Annotated in this window: 10 protein-coding genes; 8 read left to right on the top strand and 2 right to left on the bottom strand. The window is 32.2% G+C overall.

Translation table 11 applies throughout. The features are described from left to right. Positions 1-90: 90 nt before the first annotated feature. From F1592_RS03735 to F1592_RS03705, 7 genes are all read left to right on the top strand, one after another. Positions 91-663 carry a TVP38/TMEM64 family protein gene (locus tag F1592_RS03735; protein ID WP_037557736.1) on the top strand — a complete coding sequence of 191 codons (573 nt, stop codon included), beginning with the start codon at positions 91-93 and terminating at the stop codon, positions 661-663. A 4-nt stretch (positions 664-667) separates the two neighbouring features. Beyond that, entirely contained in the window at positions 668-1,192 is a 525-nt protein-coding gene (gene lepB / locus F1592_RS03730) for a signal peptidase I (RefSeq protein WP_037538701.1), read from the top strand. 14 nt (positions 1,193-1,206) lie between these two features. Continuing rightward, positions 1,207-1,779, top strand: a complete 573-nt coding sequence (lepB, locus tag F1592_RS03725; protein ID WP_011276252.1) for a signal peptidase I — start codon at positions 1,207-1,209, stop codon at positions 1,777-1,779. A gap of 162 nt (positions 1,780-1,941) precedes the next feature. After that, positions 1,942-5,430: a helicase-exonuclease AddAB subunit AddB gene (gene addB, locus F1592_RS03720; RefSeq protein WP_107610006.1), complete on the top strand. Its 3,489-nt coding sequence runs from the start codon at positions 1,942-1,944 to the stop codon at positions 5,428-5,430. Then, on the top strand, positions 5,423-9,100 hold the full coding sequence (gene addA / locus F1592_RS03715) for a helicase-exonuclease AddAB subunit AddA (protein ID WP_107637319.1): 3,678 nt from the start codon (positions 5,423-5,425) through the stop codon (positions 9,098-9,100). The genes addB and addA overlap by 8 nt, the downstream gene beginning before the upstream one ends. Before the next feature lie 125 nt (positions 9,101-9,225). Further along, positions 9,226-10,131, top strand: a complete 906-nt coding sequence (locus F1592_RS03710; protein WP_149809554.1) for a fumarylacetoacetate hydrolase family protein — start codon at positions 9,226-9,228, stop codon at positions 10,129-10,131. Between the two features lie 423 nt (positions 10,132-10,554). Beyond that, positions 10,555-10,956, top strand: coding sequence for a YisL family protein (locus F1592_RS03705; RefSeq protein WP_053017540.1), 402 nt, complete (start codon positions 10,555-10,557; stop codon positions 10,954-10,956). A 74-nt stretch (positions 10,957-11,030) separates the two neighbouring features. Here the strand turns inward: F1592_RS03705 and F1592_RS03700 are convergent, their stop codons facing one another. Together F1592_RS03700 and F1592_RS03695 are read right to left on the bottom strand one after the other, a co-directional pair. Further along, positions 11,031-12,353 carry a CoA-disulfide reductase gene (locus F1592_RS03700; protein WP_107609784.1) on the bottom strand — a complete coding sequence of 441 codons (1,323 nt, stop codon included), beginning with the start codon at positions 12,351-12,353 and terminating at the stop codon, positions 11,031-11,033. An 80-nt stretch (positions 12,354-12,433) separates the two neighbouring features. Next, entirely contained in the window at positions 12,434-13,258 is an 825-nt protein-coding gene (locus F1592_RS03695; protein ID WP_016931172.1) for a Cof-type HAD-IIB family hydrolase, read from the bottom strand. Between the two features lie 200 nt (positions 13,259-13,458). Between F1592_RS03695 and F1592_RS03690 the strand changes: the two genes are divergently transcribed. Continuing rightward, positions 13,459-13,767, top strand: a complete 309-nt coding sequence (locus F1592_RS03690) for a metal-sulfur cluster assembly factor (protein ID WP_011276244.1) — start codon at positions 13,459-13,461, stop codon at positions 13,765-13,767. The last annotated feature ends 44 nt before the right edge of the window (positions 13,768-13,811 follow it).

The raw sequence follows: 13,811 nt of genomic DNA, 5'->3' as shown, positions 1-13,811 counted from the left end.
TGATATATAGGTAGATTTATAAATGAAACAGTGTACAATATTTCTATGAAATAATAACTGTTAATCCAATAGGAAGGATTTGATGTAACTATGTTTCATCAAATTGAACAATGGTTTGATTTATTACAAGGTTTTGGTTATCTGGCTGGATTTATTATTTTATTTTTTAGAGCCATTGTGCCAGTACTTCCTTTAACATTGTATGTTATTTTATGTGTTCATGCGTATGGCTTTATAGCAGGTACGATTATTAGTTGGTTAGGTGTTGTAGCAGGTACTTATACAGTGTTCTTTTTCTGTAGAAAATTTGTTAATGCTAACTTTATGAAGCGGATTAAATCAAGACGATCAGTTGAACGCCTAATTCATTTTATTGATAGACAGGGCTTAGTACCAATATTTATATTAATGTGTTTTCCGTTTACACCTAATACACTAGTTAATTTTGTGGCAAGTTTCTCTCATATTAGAGGCAAATATTATTTTATAATTTTACTTATATCTAAGTTAATTTCTATTACATTTTTGGCGATTATGGGAAAAAGTGTAACCTCATTTTTCACACATCCTGTTAGAGCAATAATGGTATTAATAGTTACTATAGCGTTATGGTTTGTTGGTAAGAAAGTCGAGGGCTATTTCATGGGTTCAGACAAGGAGTGACAAAGTGCGTAGAGTGACAAGTTGGATTGTAGCATTCCTATTTGCTTGTCTGTTTGTCATGTTTATACAAATGTTCTTAGTTAAAAGTGCTGTAGTTCAAACTGATGATATGTCACCAACTTTGAATAAAGGTGACCGTGTCATTATTAATAAAATTAAAGTTACCTTTAACATGTTGAAAGATGGAGATATTATCATGTATCGACATAAAAATCAATTACACTTTGGTAGATTGGTCGGCAAGCCTGGTGAATCAATTGAAGTTAGAAACGGTAAATTGTATAGAGATGATAGACAAGTTAATAAATTTTATGCTAAAAATAGAGATATTAATAATTTTGCAATAAGAGATTTACATGATTCTGATGGTGATATTATTCCGCCAAATTCATATTTTATTTTAAATGATAATGGTGATAAACAAAGTGATTCAAGGACATATGGATTAATAGATAAGGACGATATTGTAGGAGATGTTAGTTTAAAGTATTATCCATTTAAAGAATTTACCTATCAGTTTAATAAGTAGATGAGGTGTTAAAATTGAAGAAAGAAATAGTTGAATGGATTGTTGCCATAGCGGTAGGTTTATTACTTGTATGGGTAATGGTCAACTTCGTAGCTAAATCATATACTATAAAAGGCGATTCAATGGATCCAACATTAAAAGATGGTGAACACGTCATGGTTAACATTCTAGGATATAAAGTTGGAGATATAAAAAAAGGTAATGTAATCGTATTTCATGCGAATCAACAAGACGATTATGTTAAACGTGTTATTGGTGTACCTGGCGATAACGTTATTTATAAAAATGATAAACTATATGTTAATGGTAAAAAGATAAATGAACCTTATCTTGATTACAATGAAAAACGTAAACAAGGTGAATATATTACGGGTTCATTTGAAACTAAAGATTTACTAAATGCAAATCCTAAATCAAATATCATACCAAAAGGTAAATACTTAGTTTTAGGTGATAACAGAGAAGTCAGTAAGGATAGTAGGGCGTTTGGTTTAATTGATAGAGATCAAATTGTTGGTAAAGTATCATTTAGATTTTGGCCGTTTAGTGAATTCAAGTTTAACTTTAATCCAGATAATGAAAAATAAGAAAAATTAGTATTAATGAATTAATTTTTAACTTAGCAAGACTGGTAATGGAATGTTCATAGAGGTTCCGCCAGTCTTTTTTTGTTCAATATTTCGACCTAACAAAACATTTTTAAGAACGTATGTTCTGTGTTAAAATAAGTTCAAAGGAGTGTGGGAATAATGGAGTTGAACGCATACATTGGCAGAGCAGGGACAGGCAAATCTCATCATATGATTGATAATATTAAGCAACAAATGAAAGAGGATCCTCTAGGTGATCCAATTGTTTTAATAGCACCAACACAGAGTACTTTTCAATTAGAACAAGCATTTGTTAATGATAAAGAATTGAATGGAAGTCTAAGAACTGAAGTGCTTCACTTTGAACGCTTAAGTTATAGAGTTTTTCAAGAGGTTGGGGGATTAACTGAAGAACGACTAACACAAGCGGCTACCGAGATGATGATTTATGATTTAGTTCAACAACATCAATCGGAATTAAAACTATATCAATCGCAAGTAAATTATTATGGTTTTAGTGAGAAGTTAAGTGAACAAATTCAAGATTTTAAAAAATATTCTGTTACGCCAGAACATTTACATACATTTTTGCAAGATAATGACTTGAAGACGAGAACTAGACATAAATTAGAAGATATATCGCTTATTTATCAGTATTTTGAGGAACGCATAAATGGCGAATTTATTACTTCAGAGGATAGTTTAAATCATTTTATTGATATTTTAAGTCAATCAGAATGGATTAAAAGAGCAGAGGTATACATAGATGGATTCCACAACTTCTCTACATTAGAGTATCAAATTATTAAAGCACTCGTTCAAAGCGCCAAAAAAGTTACTGTTCTTTTAACAACTGATGGTAATGAAGATCCATTTAGTTTATTCAGAAAGCCTTCAGAGGTATTAACACATTTAAAGGAAATTGCTAAAGATTTAAACATAGAATTACAACAACAATTCTTTAAACAACAATATCGTTTTAACAATAAAGATTTAATACAACTGGAACAACAATTTGACGCATTGCAAATTAATCCTATCGCTTACGATGGCAATATTAATATTTTAGAATCCTCAAGTATACGTGAAGAAGTTAATGAAGTAGCTCGCCAAATTATTAAAGATACACGTGATAAGCAATATAGATATCAAGACATTGCTATCTTGTATCGTGATGAATCTTATGCATATTTATTTGACTCTGTTCTTCCACAGTATGATATTCCATTTAATATCGACACTAAAAGATCAATGACACATCATCCGATCATGGAAATGGTACGCTCACTTTTGGAAGTTATTCAAACAAACTGGAATATTAGTCCTATGATGCGTTTAATTAAAACCAATATTCTATCTAATCACTTTAAAGATAGTGCATATTTAATTGATTTATTAGAGAACTTTGTCGTTGAACGTGGTGTTTATGGCAAACGTTGGCTTGATGATAAACTGTTTAGTATTGATAACTTTACGAAAATGGGACGTAAAGAACATAAATTAACTACTGAAGAGCGAGAAGATTTCGAGCAAGTAGTTCATTTAAAAAATGATATTATTGATAAAATATTAACTTTTGAAAAAGCAATGAACGAAGCAGAAAATGTGAGAGGTTTTGCGACAGCTTTCTATGAGACAATGGAGGCATTTGATTTACCTAAATATTTAATGACTCACCGTGACCAATTGGACGTCGATGGTCGTCATGAAGAAGCTGAAGAAATAGATCAAATTTGGAATGGACTTATTCAAATTTTAGATGATTTAGTCACTGTATTTGATAATGAAGAAATGACTCTAAAACGCTTTTTAGAGGTATTTGATATTGGTTTAGAACAATTAGAATTTGTAATGATTCCTCAAACCCTCGATCAAGTGAGTATAGGGACAATGGACTTAGCGAAAGTAGACAATAAAAAGCATATTTATATGGTTGGCATGAACGATGGTGCTATGCCGCAACCGGTTTCTTCTTCTAGTCTAATAACAGATGAAGAAAAGAAAGTGTTTGAACAACAAGCACAAGTTGAATTAAGTCCTACATCAGATATCTTACAAATGGATGAAGCGTTTGTTTGTTATATTGCAATGACACGAGGCAGTGAACAAGTTACATTTTCATATAGTTTAATGGGTGCACAAGGTGAGGATAAAGAAAAAAGTCCATTTATAGACCAAATACAAGGGTTGTTCAATGGGTTAGAAGTAACGAATATTCATTATCAACATAATGCACAACCTTTATCGTTAATGGAGCATCCACATCAAACTAAAGTCGTCTTATTCGAATCTTTAAAAGCTTGGCTAGAGGCAGAGATGGTCGCTGATGTATGGGTTGATGCTTATCAAGTCATGCGCGATAATGACAAATTGAATAACGGTTTAGAGTACCTATTAACTGCGTTGACATATGACAACGAAACAGTGAAATTAGATGAACCATTGGCTGCATCTTTATATGGTTCAACAATTAACGCAAGTGTATCTAGATTTGAAGGGTATAATGATTGTCCGTTTAAACATTATGCGAATCATGGTTTAAGGTTAAATGAGCGAACGAAATATAAGCTTGAAAATTTTGATTTAGGAAATATTTTCCATACAGCATTGAAGTATATTTCGGATAAGGTAGATGGAGACTTTAAAAATCTTGATAATAAGAAGATACATGCTTTAACTGTTGAAGCTTTAGAAAATGTTTTACCTCAAGTCCAATTTAATCTCATGGATTCAAATGCATACTATCGGTATGTGTCAAAACGAATTGGTGTCATTGTCGAAAGTACTTTGAAAGCATTACGCTATCAAAATAAAAATACAAAGTTCAAACCACAACGTTTCGAAGCAGGGTTTAGAAAGACACCGAACAACAGTGAAGAACTTATTGCACAACCATTAATTACAAAACAAGGCATTCCAGTTAATATACGAGGACAAATTGATCGTATAGATGCTTACACTAAAGATGATAAGAGCTACATTAATATTATTGATTATAAGTCATCTAATCCCAGTGCGAAATTAGATTTAAAAAAGGTTTATTATGGTAAACAAATGCAAATGATGACTTATATGGATATTGCTTTGCAAAATGCCCAACGTCTGGGATTATCTAATGAAATTAAACCAGGTGGCCTATTGTATTTCCATGTACATGATGAACGTCTCAGTTTTAAAGACTGGGGAGAATTGGAAGATGATGCTTTAACACAGGACAAACTTGAACAAGCATTTTTAAAAGAATATAAATTACGTGGCTTAGTTAATAGCGATATGGATGTAGTAGACGCATTGGATATTCGTTTAGAAGAAATTGGTAAATCCGACATTGTTCCAGTTAGCCTGAAGAAAGACGGAAGTATTGGAAGTAGGGGGAGCAGTGTTGCTGATGAAACAACAATTCATAAATTTATCAAACATAATAAAGACAACTTTATAAAGACTGCTACAAATATTATGGAAGGTCATACCGAAGTTGCACCACTTAAATTCGATGACCAATTACCATGCCAATTTTGTAATTTTCAATCAGTGTGCCATGTGGATACTATTATTGATAGTAAACATTATCGCCATGTAGATGAAACTATAGATCCTATCAAAGCAATACAAGATGTCGAGTTAGAAAGCGGTGATCATAATGAATAACATCCCCATCAAACCTAAAGATGCTCAATGGACAGATGCACAGTGGAAGAGTATATACGCTAATGGTCAAGATGTATTAGTAGCTGCAGCAGCAGGGTCTGGTAAAACTGCAGTATTAGTAGAAAGAATTATTCAAAAAATTATTAGAGATGAAATAGATGTTGATAAGTTACTCGTTGTTACTTTTACTAATTTAAGTGCGAGAGAAATGAAACATCGTGTTGATCAGCGCATTCAACAAGCGTCAATAGAAGATCCTAGAAATGAACATTTAAAGAATCAACGCATTAAAATTCACCAAGCACAAATTTCGACATTACATAGCTTCTGTTTAAAGATTATTCAACAGCATTATGATGTCATTGATTTGGATCCTAATTTCCGCACAATTAGTGATGTTGAGAACGTGCTGTTACTTGAACAGTCTATTGATGAAGTTTTAGAAAAACATTATGATACACCGGAAATTGAATTTCTTACTTTAGTAGAACAATTATCAAGTGATCGTAATGATGATAATTTTAGAGATTTGTTAAAACGTTTCTATAATTTCAGTATAGCCAATCCTTCACCGTTCCAGTGGTTGGATTCATTAGTTGAAATTTACACGGACGATAATAAACATAAATTATATCTAGACGAATTAGAAAGATTATCGAAAATTTATATCAAAGCTGCATATCATACTTTGTTAGAAGCGGAAAATAACTTTCTAAATTGTATAGAAGCGGAAAAGCATTTAGATGTTATCAAACTAGAAAAATATAAATGTGAAAAAATGATTGAGGGTAATGTAATAAATTTTGAAGAAATCATCAATTATACCTCTGAAAAATTGCCTACAATTACAAAAAAATTAAAAGATACGAATGAAGATGAAGGTATAAGTTCTCAGTTTTTAACAAACGCTAAAGATTTTTATGATGATTATAAAAAACTATTATCGGAAGTAAAAAATAAGTATCTAATGCGTTCTTATGAAGATTTAAAAGTAGATATGAAACGTTTGGCTCCTAGAATTCAATACCTTGTACAAATCGTTAAGGATATTATTAATGACTTTGCTGAAAAAAAACGTAGTCGCAATGTACTGGATTTTTCTGATTATGAACACTTCGCTTTACAAATATTAACTGACCAAGAGGGCAATGCTTCGCCTATCGCTAAAGAATATCGATCACAATTTGAAGAGATTTTAGTAGATGAATACCAAGATACGAACCAAGTACAAGAAGCAATCATATCTAAAATTAAACGTGGTGACGAATCTAATGGAAATTTATTCATGGTAGGTGACGTTAAACAATCTATCTATAAATTTAGACAGGCTGATCCAACGCTATTTATGGATAAATATCATCGTTTCACAAAAGATGGCGATCAATCAGGGTTACGTATCGATTTATCTAAGAATTTCCGTTCACGTAAAGAAGTACTCGCCACAACAAACTACTTATTTGACCATATGATGGATGAAGAAGTAGGTGAAATTGAGTACGATGCTGATGCGAGACTTTATTTTGGTGCTACTAAATATTCTGATAAATCTATGCCTCTTGAACTACATGCATTAATTCAGGATAAGAGTAGCGATAATGATTTAGAAAAGTCAGAACAAGAAGCTCGCTATATTGCTGAGCAAGTTAAATATATTATTGAGCATAAACAAGTTTATGATATGAAATCAGAATCTTATAGACAAGCTACTTTCAAAGATATCGTCATACTTGAAAGAGGGTTGAAAAATGCGCGCAATTTACAACAAGTATTTAAAGACTATAATATTCCGTTCCATGTAAATAGTAAGGAAGGGTACTTTGAACAAACTGAAGTACGTCTCGTCTTATCATTTTTAAGAACCGTTGATAATCCTTTACAAGATATATATTTAGTAGGATTGATGAGATCGGTTATATACCAATTTACGGAAGATGAATTAGCAAACATTCGAGTTCAAAGTATGAACGATGATTATTTCTATCAATCCATATTGCATTATATGAAAGATCAAGAATCGAACCCTACGTTAGTTGAGAAATTAGAACATTTTATGGATGATATAAACATGTATCAAGAATATAGTCAATCTCATCCTGTGTATCAATTAATTGATAAGTTCTATAATGATCATTACGTGATTCAATATTTTAGTGGTCTTATTGGTGGTAAAGGTAGACGCGCAAATCTATATGGATTGTTTAATAAAGCAGTAGAATTTGAAAATTCAAGTTTTAGAGGGCTGTATCAATTTATAAGATTTATTGACGAACTAATAGAACGCAACAAAGACTTTGGTGAAGAGAATGTTATAGGTCCTAATGATAATGTGGTACGTATGATGACGGTTCATAGTAGTAAAGGTCTAGAGTTCCCATATGTTATTTATTCGGGACTTTCAAAGAATTTTAATAAAGGCGACTTACGTAAACCACTCATCTTAAATCAAAAATATGGTCTAGGTATTGATTATTTTGATTTAGACCAAAATGTAACCTATCCGTCATTATCGTCAGTTGTCATTAAATCAATTACTGAAAAAGAACTTATTTCTGAAGAAATGCGATTGATGTATGTAGCTTTAACGCGAGCGAAAGAGCAACTCATTCTTATTGGTACTATTGATAAGGAAGAAACATTAGAAAAACTTGAGCGATTGCCAATTTCAGGTAATCAAATTGCATTGCATAAGCGGTTATCAGCAGATCGACCTTTTGATTTAATATATAGTATTTTGGCAAAATACCAATCTACATCTTTATTACCAGAGTATCAGTTTGAGAAATCTATTGATAATCTAGATGAGAGTCTGCGTCCTACTGTAGATATTAAAATTGCACAATTTGAAGAACTTTCGATTGAGGACAGTGAATCAGAACAAGAAAGTCGCGATGTTTCAGATCTAGAAGTAGAAGGCTCGCATGATGAGACATTAAAGCAACAAATTAATGATCAATTATCATTTAAATATCCTTTTTTAAAAGATACGGAGAAACCATCTAAACAGTCTGTTTCAGAATTAAAGCGTCAATTAGAAACAGAAGAAAGTGGTACAAGTTACGAAAGGGTAAGACAGTACCGTATAGGGGTATCAACTTATGAGAGACCTAAGTTTTTACGTGAAAATAAAAAACGTAAAGCAAATGAAATTGGTACTTTAATGCATACAGTTATGCAACATCTACCATTTAAAGAAACGCGTATGACTGAAACAGAATTGAATGACTATATTAATGAATTAATTGAAAAGCATATTATTGAAGAAGATGCAAAAAAAGATATTCAATTTGAAGCAGTTATGAATTTTATTAGAAGTGACTTGTATATGACTATTACACAAGCTGACAAAGTTTATAGAGAGTTACCATTTGTCGTAAATCAAGCGCGTGTAGACGAAATGCCTGAATTAGATGAAGATGTGTCAATAATTCAAGGTATGATTGATTTAATATTTTTAAAGGACGGTCAATATTACTTTGTAGATTATAAAACAGATGCATTTAATAAGCGTAGAGGTATGACAGATGAAGAGGTAGGTATACAACTTCGTGATAAGTACAAAATTCAAATGAAATATTATAAAAACACATTAGAAACAATTTTAAATTCTAAAATATACGGTTACCTTTATTTCTTCCAATTTGGTCAAATGAGTATTGAAGAAGATGTTTAACAGATTTTTAATCCAAGGAATGAAGTGTGTATTAAATATCTAAAATTTCAGACATATATATTTGTGGTTTAGCAAAGATTAAAGTTATAATATGTATTAAGATATAGATGAGGAGTTGATACTGAATGAAATTTCTATCATTCAATTATAAAGACGCTGAATCTTACGGCGTAAAAGTTAAGCGTGAAGACGCAGTTTGGGATCTTAAAAAGGTATTTGCGGAATTTGGAGAAGGTGACTTCCACCCTCAAACATTATTAGAGGGATTACAACAAAACCAAACATTAGATTTCCAAGAACAAGTACGTAAAGCAGTTGTAGCGGCTGAAGATAGTGGTAAAGCAGATGAATTCAAAATCGCCTTTAATGACATTGAATTCTTACCACCAGTTACACCACCAAATAATGTTATTGCATTCGGTCGTAATTACCAAGATCACGCAAGTGAATTAAATCATGAGGTACAACGATTATACGTATTTACCAAAGCAGCATCATCATTAACAGGTGATGAATCAACAATTCCAAATCATAAAGATATCACTGATCAATTAGATTACGAAGGTGAATTAGGTATCGTAATCGGTAAATCTGGAGAAAAAATTCCGAAAGCATTAGCACTAGACTACATCTACGGATATACAATTATTAATGATATTACTGATCGTAAGGCGCAAAATGAACAAGATCAGGCATTTCTATCTAAAAGTTTGACAGGTGGTTGCCCAATGGGACCTTATATTGTAACTAAGGATGAGTTACCAACACCTGAAAATGTTAATATCGTAACTAAAATTAATAATGATATTCGTCAAGATGGTAATACAAGTCAAATGATTAATAAAATTGATGATTTAATTGAAGAAATTTCTAAATATGTAGCATTACATCCAGGAGATATCATTGCTACTGGTACACCAGCTGGTGTAGGTGCAGGTTTACAACCACCTCAATTCTTACAACCTGGTGATGAAGTCAAAGTTACTATTGATAATATTGGTACATTAACTACTTATATTGCTAAAGATTAATTAATAGTTCAAAAACGCTATAAGGATTGTCTATCATAATTAGTTCATAATAAATGATTGAATTGAGACATTTTATATTATAAGTATTTCTTAATTCTAATCAGTAAATGCAGGTGAGCCTGGGACATAAATCAATGTCCCAGGCTCTAATTGTATATTGCCAATAGTTGTCAGAATTAAAAGCGCACTTGTTACAAGCGTTTTAATTCAGGGGCCCTAGCAAAGAGAATTTCACATGGAAATTCCACAAGCAAAGCAAGCTGGGGTTGGGGCTCCAGCAGAGAGAATTTCACATAGAAATTCTACAAAACCATTATTTTAGTTTCATATCCGTCTCTTATATCGTTTAACAATACGTTCAAGTGTTTATGTGATATGATAGGTAAGTAAAAAGGTAATAAATAGTATTGGGGGAATTCGGTCTTGTTACATATGCATATTGCAAGTTGGGTGTTGACAATTATTTTATATGTAATTGCATTTTTACATATTTCAAAATCACAAGGTCCTACACCTATGTTTAAACCTTTACAAATGGCATTAAGAGTCTTTATGTTACTCACTTTATTCTCAGGGTTCTGGTTGTTAATTCAAGAATTCATGGCTGCTAGCCATGGTGGTGGAGGCAACCATATGTTGTTAACATTGAAGATGCTTTGTGGTATAGCGGTAGTTGCACTAATGGAAGTATCTATTGCGAAACGCAAGAAACACGAAGCAAGTCATGGTTTATTCTGGGCAACAATTATTTTAATAATTATTACTATGGCGTTAGGTATTATCCTACCATGGGGTCCAATTAGTAGTCTTTTTGGAATTAGTTAAAAATTTAAATTATTGATGATATAGGGATAGCCCTTAAATGATTGAATTTGCAGTAATCATTTAAGGGCTATCTTTTATAAATCTCTAGCTTTGTAACCAATCATATTAACTAAATCTTTTGGATGACTATATGGTGGCGCGTATGCCACTTCGAATTCAGTTAATTCATCAATGGTTAATTCGCTCATCATTGCCATTGATAATACGTCAATACGCTTATCAACACCTGTTTTACCTACTGCGGCAGCACGTAAAAGATGACGATTATTTGTGTCAAAGTAAACGCGTAAGTGGACATTAGTATTTCCAGGGTAATAACCTGCATGAGTGCCAGAATTTAATTCAACCATTTGATAATCAAAATGCGTTAATTCTTCGACTTTGATGCCGACGCTTGCTAATGTATAGTCGAAAAATTTAACGATATTGGTACCTAAAAAACCTTTGAAAATGATATTTTTATTACCAGCTAGTTGTTCTGCAATGACGCTTGCGCCACGATGTGCTCCCCAAGCTAATGGAACTTGTGCGGCTAGATTTACATGACGGTACGAAGAGGTAATCACATCACCCAAAGCATAAATATTTGGGATGTTTGTTTCAAACTTATCGTTAACTTTAACGAAGCCCTTATCATCTAATTCTACGTTAGATGACTCGATAAATTTCGAGTTTGGATGTGTGCCAACGCCTTCAATAATAATATCGAAGTCTTCTTGAATGCCTGATTTAAAAGTAACTAAATGATCTTTAACACTTACAATTTCCTCATTTAATCGATAAGGTATGTGTCGCGAATCTAACTCGTCAAAGATAACTTGATTCATATCTTGGTCCATCAACTTGTTAATTTTATCAGAGCGGTGAATTAGAGTAACATCTAATCCTCTAGCATATAAATTCTCCAAGACTTCTAATGAAATATAACCTGCTCCTACTACTAATGCTTTCTTAGCCTGATGTTGATCTATAAATCGATCGATGGCATCAGTATCCTCCATATTGCGTAAAGTGAATATGTAATCACTATCAAATCCTAAAGAATTAGCACCTGCACCAGGACTTAATATTAATTCGTCATAACTCGCTTTAAATTTTTCATTCGTTTGACGATTTACTACCGTCACTGTTTGATCTTTGTCATTAATAGCAATTACTTCATGATACGTTTTAACTGTAATATTTTTCTTTTCTTTAAACACGTCTGGCGTAATTGGTAAAACATCTTTACGTTCATTAACAATGTTACCTATAAAGTAGGGTAGTCCACAATTTGCGAAACTCATGTCGCGGTCTTTTTCAAAAATAGTAATTTCACTGTCTTTATCTAAACGTCGTATTTGGCTAGCACAGGTCGCACCACCGGCGACAGCACCGACTACAATTATTTTACGCATCATACATTCCTCCAGAAAAAATATATTAAAAAAGTGAGACATTATAAAAGTATACATTTGTCTCACTTAAGAATTGTTGTTTAACCTTTATAAGGTATATTTAATTTAAAGAAATCATTTAAATAACGGCCGATACCATCATCATTATTTGAATAAGTAATATGGTTTGCAATATGTTTTAATTCATCTAGACCATTGTCCATTGCGATACCATATTTAGCATATTTAATCATTTCAATATCATTATCCTCGTCTCCGAAGGCTATAATATGTGAAGGTTCAATTCCTAAATAGTCTTTGACTTGATCAATCCCACGCGCTTTACTAATCCCGCGTTTAACGATTTCGATTACTGGGAATGGCGCGCCCCAACGTCTGTGCTCAATATTCTCTGCATAGAAACGCGTCAACATTTGCTTGATTCTAGGTATGTAAATCTCCTCTGCTTCTACTAATAACGACGTTGGTGCTTCATCTAATTCTTCTAATAAATTACCTGTTTCAATTTTAGGATTACCCATTGAAAAACCCTCAAATAATCTAGGGTCATGATTATTAATAAACACGTGATCGCGAACCTCAGCAATAATATTTGTAACTTTGGCTTTTTGAAGTGTTTCGATCATGTTTCTAGCGAGGTCCACATCTAGAACCTCGTGTGTCGTTTTAAAATCATCTGATTTAGGATGATGAACATAAGCCCCATTGAAGTTTACAATAGGTGTGTCCATGTTTAATTCATGATAATAAATTTGGCTTGCACGGTATGGTCTTCCAGTCGCAATCATAATGCGATGACCTTGCTTTTTTAATGTTGTAAGTACTTGCTTAGTATAGTCGCTAATTTCTTTATTATCATTTAATAATGTCCCATCTAAGTCTAAACAAATTAAATAAGGTTTCATATATTTCTCCTTAAGCTACATATCTATAGAATAAAATACATTAACATTTCATATTAAATGTTTTTAAAATTGATACATAAATCAACTTTATAATGTTATTATAACGTCTTTAATCGCTTAATTGTATCATAGCATTTTATTGGCGTTTTGTCGGATATTTGATATATTAGTGTAAAGATAAATAATGAGAGGTGATACTAATGGAAGAGGCATTAAAAGACAGTATCCTAGGTGCACTTGAAATGGTTATTGACCCTGAATTAGGTATTGATATCGTTAATTTAGGTTTAGTATATAAAGTGAATGTTGATGATGATGGTTTATGTACAGTTGAAATGACTTTAACATCAATGGGTTGCCCACTTGGGCCACAAATTATCGAACAAATTAAAACAGTATTAGCTGAGATTCCAGAAATACAAGACACAGAAGTTAATATTGTTTGGAATCCACCTTGGAACAAAGATATGATGTCAAGATACGCTAAAATTGCATTAGGCGTTGGCTAATTAATCGCTTTTAAACAATAGTACACGATTAGGATGTACTATTG

It is taken from the genome of Staphylococcus sp. GDX7P312P, from assembly GCF_008385775.1.
In the GTDB taxonomy this organism is placed as follows: Bacteria; Bacillota; Bacilli; order Staphylococcales; family Staphylococcaceae; genus Staphylococcus; species Staphylococcus haemolyticus.
This window is presented reverse-complemented; position numbering and strand designations above follow the sequence as displayed.

Excerpts from the sequence above, each read along its gene's own strand:
- F1592_RS03735 (WP_037557736.1), top strand. The coding sequence starts at position 91 with ATGTTTCATCAAATTGAACAATGGTTTGATTTATTACAAGGTTTTGGT.
- F1592_RS03690 (WP_011276244.1), top strand. The coding sequence starts at position 13,459 with ATGGAAGAGGCATTAAAAGACAGTATCCTAGGTGCACTTGAAATGGTT.
- F1592_RS03710 (WP_149809554.1), top strand. The coding sequence starts at position 9,226 with ATGAAATTTCTATCATTCAATTATAAAGACGCTGAATCTTACGGCGTA.
- F1592_RS03695 (WP_016931172.1), bottom strand. The coding sequence starts at position 13,258 with ATGAAACCTTATTTAATTTGTTTAGACTTAGATGGGACATTATTAAAT.
- addA (WP_107637319.1), top strand. The coding sequence starts at position 5,423 with ATGAATAACATCCCCATCAAACCTAAAGATGCTCAATGGACAGATGCA.
- F1592_RS03700 (WP_107609784.1), bottom strand. The coding sequence starts at position 12,353 with ATGCGTAAAATAATTGTAGTCGGTGCTGTCGCCGGTGGTGCGACCTGT.
- addB (WP_107610006.1), top strand. The coding sequence starts at position 1,942 with ATGGAGTTGAACGCATACATTGGCAGAGCAGGGACAGGCAAATCTCAT.